10 protein-coding genes are annotated in these 22,361 nt (G+C 63.7%); 9 read left to right on the top strand and 1 reads right to left on the bottom strand.

All coding sequences use genetic code 11. The features are described from left to right. Positions 1 to 40: 40 nt before the first annotated feature. Both ACOY6C_RS03985 and ACOY6C_RS03990 read left to right on the top strand, forming a co-directional pair. On the top strand, positions 41 to 9,826 hold the full coding sequence (locus ACOY6C_RS03985) for a tandem-95 repeat protein (protein ID WP_420904181.1): 9,786 nt from the start codon (positions 41 to 43) through the stop codon (positions 9,824 to 9,826). Between the two features lie 315 nt (positions 9,827 to 10,141). Further along, positions 10,142 to 13,216: a bacteriohemerythrin gene (locus ACOY6C_RS03990; protein WP_420904182.1), complete on the top strand. Its 3,075-nt coding sequence runs from the start codon at positions 10,142 to 10,144 to the stop codon at positions 13,214 to 13,216. 167 nt (positions 13,217 to 13,383) lie between these two features. Here ACOY6C_RS03990 and ACOY6C_RS03995 read toward each other — a convergent pair whose 3' ends face one another. Then, complete coding sequence (locus tag ACOY6C_RS03995; protein ID WP_420904183.1) at positions 13,384 to 15,090, bottom strand: hypothetical protein; 1,707 nt, start codon at positions 15,088 to 15,090, stop codon at positions 13,384 to 13,386. 233 nt (positions 15,091 to 15,323) lie between these two features. Between ACOY6C_RS03995 and ACOY6C_RS04000 the strand changes: the two genes are divergently transcribed. The 7 genes from ACOY6C_RS04000 (at position 15,324) to queA (ending at position 22,357) form a co-directional block, all read left to right on the top strand. Next, positions 15,324 to 15,614 carry a DUF2312 domain-containing protein gene (locus ACOY6C_RS04000; protein WP_420904184.1) on the top strand — a complete coding sequence of 97 codons (291 nt, stop codon included), beginning with the start codon at positions 15,324 to 15,326 and terminating at the stop codon, positions 15,612 to 15,614. Positions 15,615 to 15,630: 16 nt separating this feature from the next. Next, positions 15,631 to 17,847 (top strand): bifunctional 23S rRNA (guanine(2069)-N(7))-methyltransferase RlmK/23S rRNA (guanine(2445)-N(2))-methyltransferase RlmL, encoded by a 2,217-nt coding sequence (gene rlmKL / locus ACOY6C_RS04005; protein ID WP_420904185.1) that lies wholly within the window; start codon positions 15,631 to 15,633, stop codon positions 17,845 to 17,847. A 184-nt stretch (positions 17,848 to 18,031) separates the two neighbouring features. Continuing rightward, entirely contained in the window at positions 18,032 to 18,970 is a 939-nt protein-coding gene (locus tag ACOY6C_RS04010) for an exopolyphosphatase (RefSeq protein WP_420904186.1), read from the top strand. A 180-nt stretch (positions 18,971 to 19,150) separates the two neighbouring features. Continuing rightward, positions 19,151 to 19,465, top strand: a complete 315-nt coding sequence (locus ACOY6C_RS04015) for a hypothetical protein (RefSeq protein ID WP_420904187.1) — start codon at positions 19,151 to 19,153, stop codon at positions 19,463 to 19,465. Between the two features lie 217 nt (positions 19,466 to 19,682). Beyond that, on the top strand, positions 19,683 to 20,450 hold the full coding sequence (locus ACOY6C_RS04020) for a DUF3108 domain-containing protein (RefSeq protein WP_420904188.1): 768 nt from the start codon (positions 19,683 to 19,685) through the stop codon (positions 20,448 to 20,450). A gap of 9 nt (positions 20,451 to 20,459) precedes the next feature. Then, entirely contained in the window at positions 20,460 to 21,290 is an 831-nt protein-coding gene (kdsB, locus tag ACOY6C_RS04025; RefSeq protein WP_420904189.1) for a 3-deoxy-manno-octulosonate cytidylyltransferase, read from the top strand. Next, positions 21,287 to 22,357 carry a tRNA preQ1(34) S-adenosylmethionine ribosyltransferase-isomerase QueA gene (queA, locus tag ACOY6C_RS04030; RefSeq protein WP_420904190.1) on the top strand — a complete coding sequence of 357 codons (1,071 nt, stop codon included), beginning with the start codon at positions 21,287 to 21,289 and terminating at the stop codon, positions 22,355 to 22,357. Before kdsB ends, queA begins: the two co-directional genes overlap by 4 nt. Positions 22,358 to 22,361 lie beyond the last annotated feature (4 nt).

A 22,361-nucleotide genomic window follows, 5' to 3' on the forward strand; every position in this document is an offset into this window, starting at 1 on the left:
GGGGTGATTTTTCTGCTTCAGGCTTGATCGGAGAAGCGGCATGGCGGATACGACCCTTTCGGCGACGTTGGCAAAGCAACTCTCGGCGTTGGCGGTGCTCATGGCGACCGGGGATGGGGAGGCGCTCGGCGCGGCCCGGAACTCCCTGAACGACATCCTGGGCCAGCAGGGACTCTCCCCCGAACAGGTCAAGGCGGTTGGCGAGACCCTGATGGGGAATCTCCTGGCCGGCTTGGAACGTGGGGACTCTCCGGAGCAGGCGGCCCAGGAGGTGGCGTCCGGCGCCCGGAATCTGGTGCAAACGGTGCAACAGGCGGATGCCTACGCGGCCCAATCCCTGGAGAGCGCCCTGGCGAGCGGTCAGGATGTTGGACAGTTGAACGCGGCGGCGGAGAAGGGCGGGCAGACCGAGGCTTTCCAGAGCGCCCTGATCCAGGCGTTGCAGAACGGGCAACCGCTGAGCGTGGCGCTCAAGCAGGCCAAAGCGTTGCAGAAGGCGGCGCTCGCCCAGGAGGCCGAGTCGCGCGAGCAGGAGTCCAGGGAGCCGGTTTCGGACAGTCGGTTGCTGGAGACCATGCTGGCCGGCATGAGCGAGGAGCAGGCGGCGCTCTTCTTGAAGGCCTATCAGGACGCCATGGCACACGGACTCGACCCGCGCGCCGCCTTGACCCAGGCGGGTCAGGTCGCCGAGCAACACGCGCGCATCCAGGCCGAATCCCATGTCGAGGTGCCGCCGGCCATGCGGTTGGCCCAGGCCCTGGCGAGCGGCCAGGATACCCAGAAGGTGCTGCGCGAGGCTGGGGTTTCCCAGGGAGAAGGGCAATCGGCCACGGCGGATGGGTTCACCAAGGCTTTGGTGTCGGGCGCGGATCCGCTTCAGGCCGCGTTCGTGCTTCAGCAGGTTCAGAGCGCGTTTGCCCACCTGGAGAGCCAACAGAGCGTGCCGATTTCGGCGGCGGATCGTCTGGCCATGGCCCTGGCCAATGGCGCCGAGGCGCAGAATACCCTCAATGCGCTCAATCCTTCCGGCGGGCAGGGGAACCAGGCGTTTCTCTTCGCGCTTACCCAGGCGCTTTCCCAGGGAGCGCCGGTGACCGCCGCCATGCAGAACGCCCAGAGCGCCGGCAACGCCTCCACCGCCCTGGCACAAAGCGCCAGCGTGCCGGTCAGTGCGGCGGATCAACTGATGGCGGCTCTGGCCGCCGGGGGATCCAGCGCCACCACAGCCATCGCCCAGGCCAGCGGCGGTGGGGGCGCGGAGGCGTTCGCCCATGCGCTGAACCAGGCCCTGAGCCAGGGTGGCGGGGATGCGGCCTCGGCGGTCCAGGCGGCCCAGGCGGCCCAGGCGGCGGCAACCACGCTGGCCGCTGCCAGCACCGTTCCGGTGAGCGCCGAGCAGCAGTTGATCATGGCCATGGCCGATCCGAGCCAGGCGACTTCCGAGTCGTTCAAGGCGCAGGTGTCCGCCGGGGGCGATCAGGCTCTTGGAGCGATTGTGAATGCCGCCCTCGGAGGAGGGGGCGAGCCGGTGGCGGCGAAGACCGTGGCAGCCGTCGCGGCTCCTGGAGAGGTTGCCCAGGCGCCCGTTGGCGCGGAGAGTCCGCCCGTCGTCGCCAACGCTCCCGCCCCAGCCGCCTCCGCCCCAGCCGCCTCCGCCCCAGCCGCGGACAAACCTCCGGCGGCGCAAACGGTAGCCTCGTTGGCATCTCCCGTGGCGTATCAACCGGCACCGGAACCATCGCTCCCTCAGGTGGTGATCGCATTGCCCCCCGCAGTCCCGGAGACGCCGGTCGAGAAGACGGTCGAGAGCCAATCAGAGCCACCTCAACCGGTCAATACCGCTCCCTTTATCATTCTGCCGGACTCCCAGACTGCGGACGAAGATCGTGTGCTCAACATCGTTGGGATCGTTCTCGACGATGCCGAGGCCGACTCTTTGACCGTCAGCGTGCGGGTGGGACACGGCACGCTGACCCTGGCGCAAACCGAAGGGCTCTTTTTTATCACGGGGGATGGGGTTGGTGATGCTTATGTGAGTTTCAAGGGTGCGATCTCTTTGATCGACGCCGCGTTGAATGGTGTGGGCTATCAGGGGGAGAGCGACTACAACGGCTACGATACCCTGGAGATCAGCACGGACGATGGCGGGGAGTATGGCATTGGTGGCGTGATGAGCGCCTTCAATTCGCTGGAGATCGTCGTGAACGCGGTGAACGACGCGCCGACGGTGTCGCTGGCTGTTGCGAGCGTCGCGGTGGACGAGGATGACAGCCTGGTCTTCGCGGCGGGCAACGGCAACGGGATCGAAGTTGACGATCTCCATGATACCGGCCAGGGTGGTTCGGTGGATCATCTGCTGACCGTGGTGAGCGTCTCCCACGGCACGTTGAGCGTGACCACCGGGGGTGGAGCGACGGTGACGGCCAACGGTTCGGGGAGCGTGACGATCAGCGGCAGCGCCGCCGGGGTGAACGCCGCCCTGGAGGGGATGGTCTACGCGCCGACGGCGGATTACAACGGTGCGGACACGCTGGTGATCGTGACCCACGATGAGGGATACAACGGCATCGGCGGCACGCTCACGACGAGCGACGCGATCGCCATCACCGTAAATCCGGTGAACGACGGGCCGACGGTGGCGACGGCTGTTTCGAACGTCGCGGTGGACGAGGATGCCAGCCTGGTTTTCGCGGCGGGCAACGGCAACGGAATGGTCGTGGGGGATGCGACGGACACCGGCCAGGCCGGTTCGGTGGATCATCTGCTGACCGTGGTGAGCGTCTCCCACGGCACGTTGAGCGTGACCACCGGGGGTGGGGCGACGGTGACGGCCAATGGTTCGGGAAGCGTGACGATCAGCGGCAGCGCCGCCGGGGTGAACGCCGCCCTGGAGGGAATGGTCTACGCGCCGACGGCGGATTACAACGGTGCGGACACGCTGGTGATCGTGACCCACGATGAGGGATACAACGGCATCGGCGGCACGCTCATGGCAAGCGACGCGATCGCCATCACCGTAAACCCGGTGAACGACGGGCCGACGGTGGCGCTGCTGGCTGTTTCGAGCATCGCGGTGGACGAGGATGCCAGCCTGGTTTTTGCGGCGGGCAACGGCAACGGAATGGTCGTGGGGGATGCGACGGACACCGGCCAGGCCGGTTCGGTGGATTATCTGCTGACCGTGGTGAGCGTCTCCCACGGCACGTTGAGCGTGACCACCGGGGGTGGGGCGACGGTGACGGCCAACGGTTCGGGGAGCGTGACGATCAGTGGGAGCGCCGCCGGGGTGAACGCCGCCCTGGAGGGGATGGTCTACGCGCCGACGGCGGATTACAACGGTGCCGACACGCTGGTGATCGTGACCCGCGACGAGGGGTACAACGGCATCGGCGGCACGCTCATGGCGAACGACGCGATGGTCATCACCGTGAACCCGGTGAACGATGCGCCGACGGTGGCGACGGCTGTTGCGAGCGTCGCGGTGGACGAGGATGACAGCCTGGTTTTTGCGGCGGGCAACGGCAACGGGATCGACGTCGGCGATCTCCTCGACACCCATGAAGCCGGTTCGGTGGATCATCTGCTGACCGTGGTGAGCGTCTCCCACGGCACGTTGAGCGTGACCACCGGGGGTGGGGCGACGGTGACGGCCAACGGTTCGGGGAGCGTGACGATCAGCGGCAGCGCCGCCGGGGTGAACGCCGCCCTGGAGGGGATGATCTACGCGCCGACGGCGGATTACAACGGTGCGGACACGCTGGTGATCGTGACCCACGATGAGGGGTACAACGGCATCGGCGGCACGCTCATGGCAAGCGACGCGATCGCCATCACCGTAAACCCGGTGAACGACGCGCCGACGGTGGCGCTGGCTGTTGCGAGCGTCGCGGTGGACGAGGATGACAGCCTGGTTTTTGCGGCGGGCAACGGCAACGGGATTGAGGTCGGCGATCTCCTCGACACCCATGAAGCCGGTTCGGTGGATCATCTGCTGACCGTGGTGAGCGTCTCCCACGGCACGTTGAGCGTGACCACCGGGGGTGGAGCGACGGTGACGGCCAACGGTTCGGGGAGCGTGACGATCAGTGGCAGCGCCGCCGGGGTGAACGCCGCCCTGGAGGGGATGGTCTACGCGCCGACGGCGGATTACAACGGTGCGGACACGCTGGTGATCGTGACCCACGATGAGGGGTACAACGGCATCGGCGGCACGCTCATGGCAAGCGACGCGATCGCCGTCACCGTGAATCCGGTCAACGACGCGCCGACGGTGGCGACGGCTGTTGCGAGCGTCGCGGTGGACGAGGACGACAGCCTGGTTTTTGCGGCGGGCAACGGCAACGGGATCGACGTCGGCGATCTCCTCGACACCCATGAAGCCGGTTCGGTGGATCATCTGCTGACCGTGGTGAGCGTCTCCCACGGCACGTTGAGCGTGACCACCGGGGGTGGAGCGACGGTGACGGCCAACGGTTCGGGGAGCGTGACGATCAGCGGCAGCGCCGCCGGGGTGAACGCCGCCCTGGAGGGGATGGTCTACGCGCCGACGGCGGATTACAACGGTGCGGACACGCTGGTGATCGTGACCCACGATGAGGGGTACAACGGTATCGGCGGCACGCTCATGGCAAGCGACGCGATCGCCATCACCGTGAATCCGGTCAACGACGCGCCGACGGTGGCGCTGGCTGTTGCGAGCGTCGCGGTGGACGAGGACGACAGCCTGGTTTTTGCGGCGGGCAACGGCAACGGGATCGACGTCGGCGATCTCCTCGACACCCATGAAGCCGGTTCGGTGGATCATCTGCTGACCGTGGTGAGCGTCTCCCACGGCACGTTGAGCGTGACCACCGGGGGTGGAGCGACGGTGACGGCCAACGGTTCGGGGAGCGTGACGATCAGCGGCAGCGCCGCCGGGGTGAACGCCGCCCTGGAGGGGATGGTCTACGCGCCGACGGCGGATTACAACGGTGCGGACACGCTGGTGATCGTGACCCACGATGAGGGGTACAACGGCATCGGCGGCACGCTCATGGCAAGCGACGCGATCGCCATCACCGTGAATCCGGTGAACGACGCGCCGACGGTGGCGCTGGCTGTTGCGAGCGTCGCGGTGGACGAGGACGACAGCCTAGTTTTCGCGGCGGGCAACGGCAACGGGATCGACGTCGGCGATCTCCTCGACACCCATGAAGCCGGTTCGGTGGATCATCTGCTGACCGTGGTGAGCGTCTCCCACGGCACGTTGAACGTGATCACCGGGGGTGGGGCGACGGTGACGGCCAACGGTTCGGGGAGCGTGACGATCAGCGGCAGCGCCGCCGGGGTGAACGCCGCCCTGGAGGGGATGATCTACGCGCCGACGGCGGATTACAACGGTGCGGACACGCTGGTGATCGTGACCCACGATGAGGGATACAACGGCATCGGCGGCACGCTCATGGCAAGCGACGCGATCGCCATCACCGTGAATCCGGTGAACGACGCGCCGGTCATCACTCCGACCGCCTCCAGCGTGGTGGTGAACGAGGATGGCACCGTGTCCGTTCCGGCCATCACCGTTACCGATGCCGTGGATACCAGCCAGGCCGGCGCCACGGATGCGCTCTCCACCGTGGTGTCGGTCGCGCATGGCACCCTCGCTTTCGCCGCCACGGGCGGGGCGTCGATATCGACGGTCAATCTGTCGAGTTTTACCCTGACCGGCACCGCGGTCCAGATCAGCACCGCCTTGAGCTCCCTGAGCTACACCCCGACGGCGGATTACCACGGTTCCGACACCCTGACCATCACCACCAGCGATCTCGGCCATACCGGCGGCGGGGTTCTGAGCGACGTCGAAACGATTGGCATCACCATCAATCCGGTGAACGACGCGCCGACGGTGGCGCTGTCTGTTGCGAGCGTCGCGGTGGACGAGGACAACAGCCTGGTTTTCGCGGCGGGCAACGGCAATGGAATGGTCGTGGGGGATGCGACGGACACCGGCCAGGCCGGTTCGGTGGATCATCTGCTGACCGTGGTGAGCGTCTCCCACGGCACGTTGAGCGTGACCACCGGGGGTGGGGCGACGGTGACGGCCAACGGTTCGGGGAGCGTGACGATCAGCGGCAGTGCCGCCGGGGTGAACGCCGCCCTGGAGGGGATGGTCTACGCGCCGACGGCGGATTACAACGGTGCGGACACGCTGGTGATCGTGACCCACGATGAGGGATACAACGGCATCGGCGGCACGCTCATGGCAAGCGACGCGATCGCCATCACCGTGAATCCGGTGAACGACGCGCCGGTCATCACTCCGACCGCCTCCAGCGTGGTGGTGAACGAGGATGGCACCGTGTCCGTTCCGGCCATCACCGTTACCGATGCCGTGGATACCAGCCAGGCCGGCGCCACGGATGCGCTCTCCACCGTGGTGTCGGTCGCGCATGGCACCCTCGCTTTCGCCGCCACGGGCGGGGCGTCGATATCGACGGTCAATCTGTCGAGTTTCACCCTGACCGGCACTGCGGTTCAGATCAGCACCGCCTTGAGCTCCCTGAGCTACACCCCGACGGCGGATTACCACGGTTCCGACACCCTGACCATCACCACCAGCGATCTCGGCCATACCGGCGGCGGGGTTCTGAGCGACGTCGAAACGATGGGCATCACCATCCATCCGGTCAACGACGATCCGGTTGCCATCGACGCAACCCTCAACCTGAACGAAGACGTGTCCGTGAACGGTACCCTGAATGGGAGCGATATCGATGGGGATGCGTTGACCTTTGCCCTCGTCACGGACGGGAGCCGAGGGCATGTGACCATCACCAATGCCGCCACCGGAGCCTATATCTACTCTCCCTATCCGAATCAGAACGGCTCGGATTCGTTCACCTATTCGGTCGGCGATGGCCTTTCCACCGTCTTTGCCACGGTCACGGTCGGGATCGCGCCGGTGAACGACGCGCCGGGCGCCAATGACGACACCTTGACAACCGTGATAAACACCGGGGTGTCCGATACGCTTTCCGGCACCGATACGGAAGGGAGCGCCCTTACCTTCACGATCGTCGATACACCCGACCATGGCACCTTGACGGCCTTCAATCCCGCCACGGGGGCATACACCTATACACCAAACAGCGGTTACACCGGCTCGGACTCCTTTACCTTCACGACCAGCGACGGGGCGTTGAACTCCCCGGTCGTGGGCACGATCTCGATCACCGTGAACGCGGTCAACATCGCGCCGGTCATCACCCTGCCACCCTCGCAGATCAACTTGCCGACCAATACGTTTGATGTCAGCACGGCCTTGACCGGCTATTTCACCCAGGGGACGTCGGCCACGGGTTCGGTCACCTGGTCGAACACCGCGGGTCTGAGCGGTGGTGGTGGCGTGGCGATCGCCGCGAACACCGATCAGGTCTGGACCTTGAACTCCGGGATCCCGGTTGGGGTGGGCAATACGTATGTCCTGACGGCCTTCGTGGAGAGTGGCGGCAACTCGGGCTACGGCGCGTTGGGTTTCACCACTGCGTCACCCTCGTCGAGCGCGGGCAACTACGGCGCCCCTGCCGGGTCGCATGTGGGGGTTCTGTTCCATGGCGGCGGCGGTGGCTTCTTGAGTAATGGCGCGGTGGATGCCAATGGCAACGCCACGAGCAACAGTCAGATCATCACCTGGAACAATGGGGGGATCTCCCCTTCCAATGCCTGGTACAACGTCATTCTCACGGTCACCGATCTGGGCAGCAACCATTTTTACATGAAATTCGAGGTGTACAACGCCGATGCGAATGGGAACATCGGATCCCTTGTCACCCAGCACTCCATGACCGATGTGATTTCCGACCCCCTGCGTGCGGGCGTTGCCGTGACCAACAGTGCGGTCGCCACCGCCACCACGCTCTATCCTTTCATCTCCAACGACGGTTACCGCATCATCGCGGTGGACAATCTCGGTCTTTCCTATTGGGGCCAATCCACGCCGAACTACACCGAGAACGGCGCGCCCGTCACCTTGCACGGCACCCTGTCCATCTCCGATGTCGATGATGTCAATCTGACCGGCGCGTCGGTTTGGATCAGCTCCGGCTTCACTGGTGGCGATAGCTTGAACTTTTCCGCTCCGATCGGCATCGCCGGAGCCTACAATCCTTCCACCGGCGTGTTGACCTTTTCGGGAGCAGCCTCGATCGCCGATTACATGGGGGCCTTGAACAGCGTCACCTTCTCTTCGACCAGTGAGAATCCGACCGCCCTTTCCGCTTCGCGCACCATCTCCTGGCAGGTGACGGATACCAACTCCGTGGGTAACGGGGGTATCCTGACCAGCTCGGTCGTCACCTCGCAGGTGAGCGTGACCGGGGTCAACGACGCCCCGACCGCCGCCAATCAATCCCTATCCATGCCGATCAACACCGATTACACGTTCAATGCGAACAGTTTTGGTTTCTCGGACGTAGACAACAACACGCTGGCATCGATTCGGATCGTGAGTGGCAGCGGCCATCTCAGCTATTTCGATGGTAGTTTCTGGATTCAGAGTCCAAACAACCTCGTCATCTCCAGCGCCAATCTGGGCAATTTGCATTTCAATGCCAATGTGGCCGGCTCCGAGACGTTTACATTCCGGGTCAGTGACGGCATCACCGAAAGCCTCTCCACCTATACCATGACCACGCTGGTCACCCAGGACGTGCCGGCCAATGTCAACACCTCCTTTCAGGTGGCGTTGAATGGATCGGTGAGCGATACCCTCGAAGTGGCTGGCGATCAGGACTGGTTCATCGTCCATCTGACCGCGGGCAACATCTATCAGTTCAACGCGAACGGTATCAGCCTGCCCGATCCGTATTTGTGGTTGCTGAATTCCGTCGGGGGGGTATTGGTGGAGAACGATGATGCGAATGGCGTTCTTAACTCTCAACTCTCCTACACCGCAACTTACACAGGTGTTCATTATCTGGCGGTTGGGGGGTATGGTGGAACCAATACCGGATCTTACAATCTTCTGACGACCTGCATTTCCGGGGATCCCCTGGTGCTCGATCTGGATGGGAACGGGGTGCGGTTGACCTCTGCCGGGGACGGGGTGCGCTTCGACATGAACCAGGATGGCGCCACCGAGACCACGGGGTGGATCTCGAGTGGGGATGGTCTGCTGGTGCTGGATGCCGATCACGATGGCCGTATCCAGGGGATCGCCGAACTGGTGTCGGATCAGGCGGTGCCGGGCAGCGGGTCGAGCCTGAACGCCCTGGCCAGCTTCGATCTCAACCACGATGGTCGCGTGGACGCCGATGACGACGCCTATTCCCGCTTGCAGGTGTGGCGGGATCTCAACCACGACGGCGTATCCGACACGGGCGAGTTGCACGGTCTGGCGCAACTCGGCATCGCGGCCCTGAATCTCACCCCGACCGGATCGGCTGGCATCGAAACCCAACAGGGCAACACCCTCACCGCCCGCACCACCTTCGAATGGAACGACGGCAGTCTTGGCAGCATGGCCGAGGTTGGTTTCCGGTTCGTTCCAAACGATGGGGTCCAGCCTGTTTCATCCGTCGATCCCTGGCAGCTTGCCCGGCAGGGGGTGAAGACGCTTTTGGACGATGGCGCGCCCCATTCGGTCATCCCGATCACAACGGCCACCACCAGCGCCGACGCGGCCAATACCCTGCCATGGCGTAGTAGCGATTACCACGACATGGTGTTGGGCGACGCTTCGCAAGCGGGGAGCCTGTCGCCAGATGCCGCCACCTTGGCCGGAATCACCTCCCAACCGCACGATTTTGTCTCCTCCTGGGCCTTGGATTCCCACCATCCGCCTGTCTGATTCACGACGGCATTCATTGTCGGAGTGCTTTTTTTTCAAGCTGTTCCACGCATGCACGGATCCTCGGCAGCCCGACTTCGGGCTGTCGGGCGTTGGGTGTTGCCAAATTCTCATGCAATGCTCTTGACAGGGGTGCGTCCGGGTTGATACAAGACCATCATGCTCCTCATCCTGTCTTTCGGGTGCGTCATAAGCATATGTTTGTTAATATCTTATCTTCACTTTTGTCGTAATACCACTGATTTTGGTGATCGGACTTGATCCATGATTTTTCTTGTCAGTCGTGCAATGCGTAACAAAATATGAGATGCCGAGATGATGCAAACGATCGATGACATGAAACTCGGACACAAGCTGGCGCTGGTCGTCGGCCTGCCGATGCTGTTGCTCGCCCTGGCGGTGTGGCAATACGGTTCGACGCTGCAACGGGTGTTGGATGGTTATGACCATCTGCTCAACCGGGTGAATCGGGAGCGTGGTCACTCCGCGGCCATCGGACGCTGGATGCTCGAGGCGCGACGTTCGGAAAAGGATTTCCTGCTCCGCCTGGAACCCAAATATGCCGAGCGCGTCGGCGAGATGGTCGAAAAGGCCAGGAGTGAGGCCAGGGCGCTCGCCAAGGTCGATGATGCCGGTCCGGAGACTGGCAACAAGATCGTCATGCTGCTGGAGTCCTATCAGCGCGCCTTCCAGGGGGTGGTCGAGGCGTGGAAGGAGCGCGGATTGAACCACGAATCCGGTTCCCAGGGCACCTTGCGCAAGGCGGTGCATACCCTGGAAACCGAGGCCAAGAAGGCGCGCGCCCAGTCGGTGCAGGGGCTTGGGAATCTGGAGCGGGATATCCTGACCCTGCGACGCCATGAGAAGGATTATCTGTTGCGGCTCGACAAAGCCTATGTGGGCAAGGCCCATGAGAGCCTGACCGGCATTCGGAACGTGATCGAGGCCAGCGGATTGGCCCCGGCGGACAAGGAGGGGGTGTTGAAGCTCTTGGAGACCTATCGCGTCTCCTTCATGCAACTGGTGGCGGATAACGAAAAGATCGCCGTGCAGTCCGAGGAGATGCGCCAGGTCGTTCATGCCATCGAGCCGCTCATCGATGACAATATCAAACATGCGGACGAGGTTCTGGAGGCGTCAAACCAGAAGCTGAATGAATTGGCCCGTGGCTGGAGTCTCATGGCCATGGGGATGGCGGTGATCGCGCTGCTGTTGGGGTCGCTTTTCGCGTTTCTTCTGACGCGCCGCATCGTCTCCACCATGGCACGGGTCACCCAGGTGGTGGGGCGCATGAGCGACGGTCAGATCACCGCGCGGTTGACCGGACGCATCCCGGGCGACGAGATGGGCCAGATCGGCGAGCGGATCAATGCGATGGGCAGGCATCTGCAATGGATCATCCGTCAGATGGTGTTGCAGACCGGGAACATGATCGCCACATCCCAGCAGATCATTCGCATTCGCGATCTGGTGAGCCAGGATACCGAGACTTCGCACCAGGTGGTGCAAGCGGTGACCGACGAGAACCAGAAGCTCGGGGCTGAACTGGTGGAGTTGGAGCAGGGGGTGGATCGCACGGTGGACAACGTGCAGGCGATCTCCGTGAGTTCGATACAACTGTCGCAGAACATGAACACCATCGCCAGTGCTGCGGAGCAGACCAGCAACAACATCTCCACCATGGCTTCGGCTGCCGAGGAGATCTCCAGCAATCTGCGCGAGGTGAACCGCAACCTGGAACAGGTCAACCATTCGGTGAGTCTGGTCTCCCACTCCATCCAGGATATGAATGGCAGTCTGGCCCAGGTCAACGATCGTTGTCAGGCGGCCAGTCGCGAGTCGGAGCAGGCGGAACAGGCGGCCCAATCCAATTATGCGGTGATGGATCGGCTGTCGGGTTCGGCGCAGGAGATCGGCAAGGCGGTGGAGATCATTCGCGGCATCGCCGAGCAGACCAACATGCTGGCCTTGAACGCGGCCATCGAGGCGGCGGGGGCCGGGGATGCGGGCAAGGGATTCGCGGTGGTGGCCAACGAGGTGAAGGAGTTGGCACGTCAGACCGGGGCGGCCACCGAGATGATCTATCAGTTCATCGAGGAGATCCAGACCCACACCAAGCAGGCCAACGAGGCGATGGATTCGATCGCCGGGATCATCGCCAACATCAACCAGGCCAACGCCGAGATCACCCAGGCCGTGGATGGGCAGACCCTGGCCACGCGCCGGATCGCCGACTCCATGAGTCAGGTGTCGCACGCCGCCGACGAGGTGACCCGTTCGGCCATGGAGTTGAACATCGCCTCCGAGGAGGTGGCGCGCGCGGCCATGGAGGCGGCCACCGGAACCCAATCCGTGGCGCATGCCGCCTCGGATGGCGCGCGTAGCGCCGAGGATGCCGCCCGGCGCAGCCAGGATGCCCTTGTCGATGCCCAGGCGATGCGTCAGGCGGTCGGGGTGACCGGTGAGGTGTTTCACACGGTGCGCGAGAAGATGGGCGAGGCGATGCGGACCGTGGCGTTCCTGCGGGCGGCGGTGGGTCATTTCGATCGCATGGGCAGGGTGTTGCAGAAGCGGGGAGAGATGCTTTATTCCGCGCAGTTGGAGTTGGATTCCGGGTTGCCGCCGTTCAATGTGCGCAAGGTGATGGACGGTCATTATGGGTATCATATGCAGTTGCTGAACGCCGTGGAGGGACGCATCACGTTGCCGAGCAGCGAGGTGACATCCGCCACGGCATGCGCATTGGGGCAGTGGATCGAGGAAGTGGGACGTCAGGGTTACGGCGATCGTCCGGAATTCATGGAGATGGATAAGGTTCACCAGGCGTTGCACGCCCTGGGCAAACAGATCCTGGTGGACCACGAAGCAGGCCGGAGTGATCTGGCGCATCAGGAACTGGGTGAGTTCGACCGGATGCTGAAGGTTTTGTTTGCGCACCTGGATGCCCTGTACATGGAGGGGGAGCTGGACGAGGAGCGGGATATCTTCCCGTGGAACGACGCGCTGTGCGTGGGGGTCGCGCAGTTCGACGACGACCACAAGAAGCTGGTGCGGATGGTGAACGATCTGGCGCGGGCGATGCGCAGCCAGGACGAGGGGCAGTCCGAGGTGCGCAGTTCCATCCTCAAGGGACTGGTTGAGTACACGGTCGAGCATTTCGGACGCGAGGCGGCCCTGTTCAAGCAGCACGGCTATCCGGAGACCGAGGCCCATTTGCGCGCCCATGACAAGCTGGTGGCCAAGGTGCTGGAGCTGGTCAAGGAGTACGAGGGGGGCAATTCCACGGTGGGTACGGATCTGTTGGTGTTCGCCAAGAACTGGCTGGTGGAGCACATCATGGGCACGGACATGAAGTATCGGGAGTTTTTCATGTCGCGCGGGGTGCGTTAGGGCGTGTTGACATCGGAAGGCGCGCCGCGTTCAGACAAGGGGCGACGACCCGCGCCGCATACACGGTCGTATGTGAGTCGCGCATACACGGTCGTATGTGAGCCGCGAAGGGGCGTCGCAACGCCGTATCAAGGTCGCGGACGTACTCTGTCAACACGCCCTGGGACTCAAAACAGCTCGATGCCGTCCTCCTCGTCCGCCGCATCGTCGCCCCGCCCCAGCAGGGCCGCATGCACCCGCCGTTCGCTCTCCATGGTGTAGAGCGTCCACAACCCCTGAAAATCCTCCACCATGGCCGCGCAGTCGTCCACAAGCGTGGGCAGGAAGGCTCCTGCCTCCCGCTGTTGAATCTCGCGCAGTTCCACGATGATGCGCGAGGCTGAGGCGCGGATTTCGGTGTGAAAGGTGATGTCCGAGGTCAACAGCATGATCTGGTTGTAGGTTGCCTGGGTCTCGGCCAGCGATTCCGAGAAGATGGTGGCCAGATCGGCGTTGCTCATCTCCAGCCGCCGGATGGTGAGGGGCACGCGGCGCAGCATCACTCCGGCGTTCATGATCTTGGGCGCCACCTGTTCGGTAAAATCGCTGTTGATCACCTGGATTGCCTCGGCGGCGTTGAGCAAGGTTTCGGCCCGTTGCCGCCCCTCGTCGTGAACCCGTCGCGCCAGTTCCTGGATCGCTTCGGCCAGGGTCTCCAGCCGGCTCTGGCCACGGGTGTTGATCTCTTTCGCCAGGCCGTTCAGCCGTCCGGAGGTTTTGTCCAGGGTCTCCATCGCCTTGTGGGCCATGAAGAGGATGTTTTCGGTCTGGGACAGGGTTTTGAGAATATCCGAGAGCAGTGCATCCTCGAGGATCGGCAGTTTGAGCATCGCCGCCAGGTGATACGACGCCTCGGAGAGATCCTGCTGGAACTCCATGCTGACGTTGCGGGCTGCGAAAATGGTTTTTTTCTGGGATTCGGCCAGATCGGTGATGCCGGTCAGGTGGCGATGCATCTCCTGCACCGCTCCCACCAGATCGTTGGCGCTCTCCTCGAGTTGCTCGGCGGAGAGGCGCGTCACCATGGCGAACCAGCGCAATCCCGCGGCATCCCCCTCGGCGCCGGCGAGGCGGTCGCGGGCCTGACGGGTGGTCTCGACGACGTGGGCCAGACGTTGCACGCTGATGTCGTCGTACTGCATGGTTTGCATCATGTTGAACAACACCCCATGATTGGCCTCGGCATGGCCCTCGATCTTCTGGCAGGCCTGGTCGATGGCGCCGATCGACTGTCCCATGCGACCGAGCACCTCCTTCAGGCGGCTCTTGAGAGCCCGCAACCGGTGGCTGGAGAGGTCCATGTCGGCCACCAGACGGCGCGACAACTGCTGCATCAGGGTGGAGGACTCCTGTAACGAGGCGGTCAGATCGTGGATCAGCGGCCGGATCTGGCGCATCAGACTGTCGATGATGGCGCATTGGGTCTGTCGCTCCAGGGAGTCGCTTCCCTGGCTCAACAATTGATCGGCCATCAGCGGCAGATAGGCATCCTGTTCCAGGGTGAGGGACCAGAGAATCAGTTCGTCCGTGGTCTGGATGAAGGCGCGGGTCTGACCCAGCAGGGTATCCATTTGTTTCAACGAGGCATCGACCTCGCGGTGGATGCGGGTGAGATCGTTCTGGAGCGGGGTGAGTCCCTGGCTCTTGCCCTTGACCGAATGGCGTTCGCGAATCGCCGAGGCGCGGCTGGCGCTGGCCGCGAAGCTGGCCGAAAAGCCTCCCATGTGCTCGACGATGGCGTGAAAGCCGCTGGAGCAGAGCCGTGGCATCCGGTCGAGGGTGGCGACGATTTTATCGAGTTGCGCGAGGGTGGGGCGGGTTTCGGATGCGGACATGCGCGGAACTCCCTTGGGGGGTGTGAAGAGATTTGCATAAATTGCAAATGTTTCTAATTATTTATAGTGTACCAGCGGTTGGTTGAGCAGGCAATCCATGAGCTTGGGGATCATCCTTGGCTCGTGTGGCCTCCGTGTGGCGCGCCACGGCAGGACTGGTCAAGCGGTGTGGATTGGGGCTATGCTGTCGTGTTGGGCTGAATGGAACCGTTTCGAGGTTGGGGAGCGATGCGATGAATTTGAAAGTGGTGGAACAGGGACAGCCGGTGCCGGCGGATGACGTGGGTGGGATCTCCAGTGAGGAGTTGCGGCGCGTGGTCGAGCGGATCGAGCGGCTCGAGGATGAGAAGCTCGGCATCGCTGCGGACATCCGGGCCATCTACGCCGAGGCCAAGGCCATGGGATTCGATCCGAAGATCCTGCGCAAGATCATCCGTCTGCGCGCCATGGAGCCGCATCAGATCGAGGAGGAGGAGACTCTGATCGATCTGTACAAGCGTGCTCTGGGCATGCCGTTGTCATAAGAGGGGTGACCAAACCATGAATCCGGCCTGGATGCGTCTGTTCGCCTCGTCGCCGCGCGGGGTCGAACCTCTGCTCGCCGACGAGTTGCGTCTGGCCGGGGGGCGTCGGGTGCGTCCGTTGACCGCCGGGGCCTCCTTCGAGGGGGATCTGGCGGTGATCGGGCGGGTTTGTCTTCATGCGCGGGTGGCCAGCCGTCTGCTGCTGCCCCTGGCGCGGGTGCCGGCGGATCGGCTCGAGGGGTTTGACGCGGGGTTGCGCGAGATCCCCTGGGAAGATCATCTGCGCGCGGATGGGACGCTGGCGGTGGATTTTTCCGGCACCAACGCCATCATCCGCCATACCCGCTTCGGGGCCATGAAGGTCAAGGACGCGGTGGTGGATCGCCTGCGGGAGCGGTGCGGGAGCCGTCCATCGGTGGATTTCGACCGTCCCGACGTGCGCATTCATGCCCGTTTGAGCGAGGAGCGCGGCGTGGATATCGGCATCGACCTCTCCGGCGAGGCGTTGCACCGGCGCGGCTATCGGGTGAATGCCGGTTCCGCCCCGTTGAAGGAGAACCTCGCCGCCGCGATCCTGCTTCTGGCCGGATGGCCCGAGATCGCCCGGAACGGCGGCATGCTGCTGGATCCGATGTGCGGTTCCGGGACCTTTCTGATCGAGGCGGCCTGGATGGCCGGGGACATCGCGCCTGGTTTGGCGCGCGGTCATTTCGGGTTCATGGGGTGGTCGGGATTCGATCCCAACGTATGGAATCCGCTTCTGGCCGAGGCCCGTGAACGGGCCCGCGCGGGTCGGAGCGCGATTCCGGCGCTGTTGGGGTTCGATCAGGACGGCAAGACCCTCGAAGCGGCCCAGGAGAACGTGGTCCAGGCCGGGGTCGCGGACCGGATCGTTCTGGCGAATCGGGATCTGGAGCGTCTGGAGCGACCGATCGGGGTGGCGGGTCTGATGGTGGTCAATCCCCCCTACGGCGAGCGGCAGGGGGAGCTGGAGCGGTTGGAGCCGCTCTACCGGCTGCTTGGCCAACGGTGGCGCACCCGTCTTGGCGGGTGGAAGGGGGCGGTGTTGACCGCGGCCCCGCGTCTGGCCGAAGCCCTGGGGGAGAGACCGGGCGCGAGCAAGACCCTGTACAACGGTCCCATCGCCTGCCGGTTGCTGCTTCTTGACGCGCCCGCTCCGGCGCGGGTGGAGCGGGATGTGCGGAGCGGTCGTCCGGACGATTCCTCCGTTGACGTGGATCCGCCGCCCGTGCCGGGGGATCCGGACTCTCCTGGCGCGGTGATGTTCGCCAACCGCTTGAAGAAAAACCGCCGGCGTCTGGATGGCTGGCTCAAGCGCGAGGGGGTGAGCTGCTATCGGTTGTACGATGCCGACATCCCGGAGTATGCCGTGGCGGTGGATGTGTACGGCGCCTGGATCCATCTTCAGGAGTACCGTCCGCCGGCGGGGGTCGATCCCGAGGCGGCGCGGCGTCGGCTCGGCGAGGTGCTGGCGGTGTTGCCCCGTGCCTTGGGGGTCGATCCGGACAACATCCACCTCAAGACCCGTCATCGCCAGTCGGCGGGATCGGGCGGACAGTATGGCCGACTGGGGGAGGGCCGCGCCTGGGCCGAGGTGGACGAGGGGGGCTTGACCTTTCTGGTCAACTTCACCGACACCCTGGACGTTGGATTGTTTCTCGACCACGCGCCGTTGCGGCGCATGATCCGTGCGACGGCTTCCGGCAAGCGGTTCTTGAACCTTTTCGGCTATACCGGCAGCGCCACCGTTCACGCGGCGGCGGGTGGGGCCCGTTCCACCCTCACCGTGGATCTCTCCCGTCACTATCTGGAGTGGGCTGGGCGCAATCTGGCCGCGAACGGTTTCACCGGCCTCGATCATCGGCTGGTGCGCGCCGACTGCCTGGAGTGGCTCGCCCAGGCCGCCGAAACGGGCGACGAGGGGAAGTTTGACCTGATCCTGCTCGATCCACCCACCTTTTCCAATTCGGCGCGCATGCAACGCCCCTTCGAGTTGCAACGCGAACATCCCAATCTGATCACCCAGGCCATCCGCCTGCTTGCTCCGCAAGGGGTTCTTTATTTTTCCAACAACGCGCGTCGTTTTCATCTGGACGCGGAGGCACTGCCCGCCGGACTCGGGATCCAGGAGATCACCCGCCAGACCATTGGCCCCGATTTTGCCAATCATCCCCCCATGCACCACTGTTGGCGATTCACTTGGTTGATGTGAATGGCATGATGCAATTTTTTTTGGTGTTCGCTTTCCGAATCGGAAAAATTGGTATAAAGTTGACCACGCGCGATGTTGGAGTGTCGCGCTATGAGTTGTCGTCGAACCTGGCCGGGACGTTGCATGTCCAATCCGGGTCGTGTCAATCGCTCGTGTTGAAGGCATTCGTCTTTGGAGGTGTGGAATGAGTGGCAAGGAAGAGTTTCGTCTGGTGACGCGGAGCGATTTCGACGGCCTCGTGTGCGCGGTGTTGTTGAAAGAGCTGGAATTGATCAACGACATCAAATTCGTGCATCCCAAGGACATGCAGGATGGCAAGATCGCGATCACCGATCGCGACATCACCACCAACCTCCCTTATGTCCAGGGTGTCCATCTGGCCTTCGACCACCACCTCAGCGAAACCATCCGTCGGGGTGGGGAGAGGCCGGACAACCACATCATCCATCCCGATGCCCCTTCGGCGGCGCGGGTGGTGTATGACTACTATGGCGGCGCGGCGACCTTTCCGCGCATCTCCCAGGAGCTGATGGAGGCGGTGGACAAGGGCGATGCCGCCCGTTTCAGCCGCGAGGAGATTCTCGACCCCACCGGCTGGGTGCTGATGAACTACCTGATGGATGCCCGCACCGGCCTGGGACGGTTCCGCAGCTTCCGGGTTTCCAACTACCAGCTCATGATGGAGCTGATCGACCACTGCCGCGAAATGTCCATCGAAGAGATCCTGCAACTGCCGGATGTCAAGGAGCGGGTCGATATCTATTTCGAGCACGAGGTCAAGTTCAAGGAGCAGCTGCAACGCTGTTCCAAGGTATACGGCAACCTGGTGATTCTCGATCTGCGCGACGAGGAGACCATCTGGGCCGGCAACCGGTTCATGATCTATGCCCTCTATCCTCAGTGCAACATCTCGATCCATGTGCTGTGGGGGTTCCAGAAACAGAACACCGTGTTCGCCATCGGCAAATCGATCCTGGATCGCACCTCGAAGACCAATGTCGGCGAGCTGGCCTTGAGCTACGGCGGCGGCGGTCACCAGAACGCCGGCACCTGTCAGGTGCCCAACGACCATGCCAACGAGAAGCTCCAGGAGATCATCGCCAAGATCAACGCCGACGGTTGATCTGGAACCTGCCGCACCCGCGAGGGGGATCTCCCATCAGGCGGGTTTCGTAACGATTCAGGCCCCAGTCGTTGCCCGTCAGGGCCATGGAGGGGGCGAATCGCTCGCGGAAGACGATCGCCTTCGGCGGGCTTGTTTCGGGTCATGTTCGCGGCATCGTTTCGCCAAAGGCGCGAAACGATGCCGAAAATCCCTTCGGATCACCGCTTCGAGGGGGTGCCGGACCAGGGGGGGCGAGATGCTCTCCCCCTCGACGGCGCGCAAGGACCGGCTCCTGAAGCCGGCGGTCTGCATCCGTCACGGGGGGCTTTTGCTGGCTGGTCGATCCGTTGCCCGCATCGTGGAGGTGTTCCGGCTCGTGGAGGGACGCTGGCTGCTCGGGAAGGGTGCATGGGCGATGCCGACCGCATGCGCGCGGTTTCCTTCGATGCCGTGGAGATGGATCTCTCCTTGTGGTGGTATCGATTGATTGTTTCGACGGATTCCTCTCAGTGACTCCTCTCTCGTATCTCCCGAGTCGTTTCTGACTTCCTGTAATTAAAAAAAACCGATCCTGTGCGTCCGATCCGTTCAAGGGCGATCCGGGTCATGCTAGAATGATGACTTTGCAAGCGGAAACGTTTGCCAAGGTCGTGGCTTCAAAGGGATCGGGAAACGATCGCGGAAGGGATGCATGAAGCGTGGATTGGTGGGTTCGCTCCTGAGAAGGGGCGTGGTTGGGTTGCTTGTGGCCCTGCCGGGGCTGGCGTGGGCGGGCGGCGCCGGCTCGTCGGCGCTGGGGGGCGTGGTCGGTGAGCGGTTGCGCTACAACATCCACTGGATGGGCGTTCCGGCGGGCAAGGCCTATATGGAGGTTCGACCGGCCAAGGAGGGGCACTATGCCCTGGTTTCGGGGGTTGAGTCGATCGGCATGATCCGCATGATGTATCCGGTCAAGGACGAGTTGCACTCCGAGGGGGAAAAGACCCCGCACGGGCTCTCGGCGCGCTACTACGCCAAGCATCAGCAGCGGGGGGATCAGAGCCGTCTGATCGAATACCGTTTCGATCGCGAATGGGGCGAGGCGCTGCGCACCCAGGAGGGGGAGGAGCCGATGAGCATCCACGGCGTCACCCCCGGCGTCCACGACATGATGACCGGGTTTTATGCCTTGAGGGCCTGTCCGGAGCTGACGCCGGGCACCGAGGTCTACATTCCCATGCTGGATGGCAAGAAGATCTATCAGGTGGCGGCCAATGTCGGCATGGTCGAGCGTTTGACCACCCCGTTGGGTTTTTTCGACGTCATGCCGCTCACCATCATGATCGGCAACTCCGATCTGTTCCGGGTCAAAGGGTCGATCGTCGTCTGGCTGACCCATGACGAACGGCGGTTGCCGGTCCGGGTGGAGAGCCGGTTGGATCTCAAGAGCATCTCGGCGGATCTGATCGGTTACGACGACGGTCGCGGCGAGCGGCGCGAAGCCAGAGAGAGCCGATAGGAGCGTGCCATGACGAAGGGATTCGCGGTGATCATTCCGGCCCGTTTCGCCTCGACCCGTCTGCCGGGCAAGCCCCTGGTGGATCTGGGTGGCAAGCCGATGATCCAGTGGGTGTGCGAGGCTGCTGCCCGTTCCGCCGCCACGACGGTGCTGGTGGCCACCGATGATGCGCGCATCTTCGACGCGGTGACCGGTTTTGGCGGTCGGGCGGTGATGACCTCCCCGGATCACCCCTCCGGGACCGACCGGGTGGCCGAGGCCGCTTTGGGGGTGATGGAGACGGTGATCGTCAACGTGCAGGGGGATGAGCCGTTTCTGGATCCTCGGCTGATCGATCGGGTTGCGGCCCCCTTGCTCGACGATCCCGCGTTGCCCATGTCCACCCTGGCCCACCCCCTGACCTCCCCGGACGAGGTGTTCAATCCCAACGTGGTCAAGGTGACCTGCAACCGGCGCGGGGATGCGCTCTATTTCTCCCGCGCGCCGATCCCCTGGGAGCGGGATCGGTTTGGAAGCGGTGGATTGGATTTTACCGTGGGACTTCCGAAGGGCGATCCACGGTTGGGGGGTGAGGGGGAGCGCACCCCGTCATGCAGGTTTGTGCCGGAGGGGATGTTGCGGCATGTGGGGTTGTACGGTTTTCGCGCCGATTTTCTGCAACGGTTCGCCACCCTCGCGCCGACCCCGCTGGAGCGGATCGAGAAGCTCGAACAGTTGCGCGTGCTCGAGCATGGCCATGCCATCCGGGTGGTGGTGGCCGATGTGGCGGCGCGCGGCGGGATCGATTCCCCGGAGGATCTGGAGCAGGCGCGCCGCTTTGTGGCTGCGGAGCGGTCATGAGCGGGACGGATGCGCCGCCGGCCCGGGCCTGGCGTTTGAGCGATTTTGATTATCCCCTGCCCGAGGCGTGCATCGCCCAGCGACCGGTCACCCCGCGGGATGCCGCCCGTCTGCTGATCAGTCGCCCGGAAGGGATCGAGGAGGGTCGTTTTTCCGATCTCACCCGGCTGTTGCGCGCCGGGGATCTGCTGGTACTCAACGACACGCGGGTGATTCCGGCCCGGCTTTTCGGTCACAAAACCACCGGCGCGCGGGTGGAGATCCTCCTCTCCCGTCCCGTGGCGGAGGGGGAGAACCTCTGGGAGGCGTTGGTTCGCGCCAATCGACCGGTGAAGATTGGCGGGGCGATCGAGCTGGGCGAGGGATTTTCGGCGCGGGTCGAGGGGCGCGAGGAGGGGTGTTTCCGGGTACGGCTCCACGCCGCCGATGGGGATGTCGAAGGGGCCCTGGCGCGACACGGCACCTTGCCGCTCCCGCCCTACATCACCGGTTCGGACCCCGAAGAGAACCTGGATCGCTATCAAACCGTCTTCGCGGCCCAACCGGGCGCGGTGGCCGCGCCCACCGCCGGACTCCATTTCACTCCCGCGCTGCTCGAGACGTTGCGCGCCCAGGGGGTGGAGGTGGTCATGGCCACCCTGCATGTGGGCCTCGGCACCTTTCAGCCGGTCCGCCACGACAACCTGGCCGAACACCGCATGCATCGCGAGTTCTTCACCCTCTCCGAGGCGGTGGCGACCCGGATCAACGCCACCCGGTCGGCGGGTGGACGGGTGGTGGCGGTGGGCACCACCGTCACCCGCATGCTCGAATCCGCCGTGGATGCGTCGGGCCGGGTACGCGCCATGAGCGGGGATACCGCGCTTTTCATCCTGCCGGGATACCGCTTCCGGGTGGTGGATCTGCTGATCACCAACTTCCATCTGCCCAAATCCACCCTGTTGATGCTGATCGCGGCCTTCACCGGCAAGAGCCGCCAGGAGCGCGATTACGCTCATGCGGTGGCCTCTGGATACCGATTCTACTCCTACGGCGACGCCAACCTGCTCTTTCCGGATCCGGGATGAAACC

This window comes from Candidatus Magnetaquiglobus chichijimensis, assembly GCF_045865675.1.
Lineage (GTDB): Bacteria > Pseudomonadota > Magnetococcia > Magnetococcales > Magnetaquicoccaceae > Magnetaquiglobus > Magnetaquiglobus chichijimensis.

Bases quoted from the DNA above. Each gene is read 5' to 3' on its own strand.
- ACOY6C_RS03985 (WP_420904181.1), top strand. From the start codon at position 41: ATGGCGGATACGACCCTTTCGGCGACGTTGGCAAAGCAACTCTCGGCG.
- ACOY6C_RS03990 (WP_420904182.1), top strand. From the start codon at position 10,142: ATGATGCAAACGATCGATGACATGAAACTCGGACACAAGCTGGCGCTG.
- ACOY6C_RS03995 (WP_420904183.1), bottom strand. From the start codon at position 15,090: ATGTCCGCATCCGAAACCCGCCCCACCCTCGCGCAACTCGATAAAATC.
- ACOY6C_RS04000 (WP_420904184.1), top strand. From the start codon at position 15,324: ATGAATTTGAAAGTGGTGGAACAGGGACAGCCGGTGCCGGCGGATGAC.
- rlmKL (WP_420904185.1), top strand. From the start codon at position 15,631: ATGAATCCGGCCTGGATGCGTCTGTTCGCCTCGTCGCCGCGCGGGGTC.
- ACOY6C_RS04010 (WP_420904186.1), top strand. From the start codon at position 18,032: ATGAGTGGCAAGGAAGAGTTTCGTCTGGTGACGCGGAGCGATTTCGAC.
- ACOY6C_RS04015 (WP_420904187.1), top strand. From the start codon at position 19,151: ATGCCGAAAATCCCTTCGGATCACCGCTTCGAGGGGGTGCCGGACCAG.
- kdsB (WP_420904189.1), top strand. From the start codon at position 20,460: ATGACGAAGGGATTCGCGGTGATCATTCCGGCCCGTTTCGCCTCGACC.
- queA (WP_420904190.1), top strand. From the start codon at position 21,287: ATGAGCGGGACGGATGCGCCGCCGGCCCGGGCCTGGCGTTTGAGCGAT.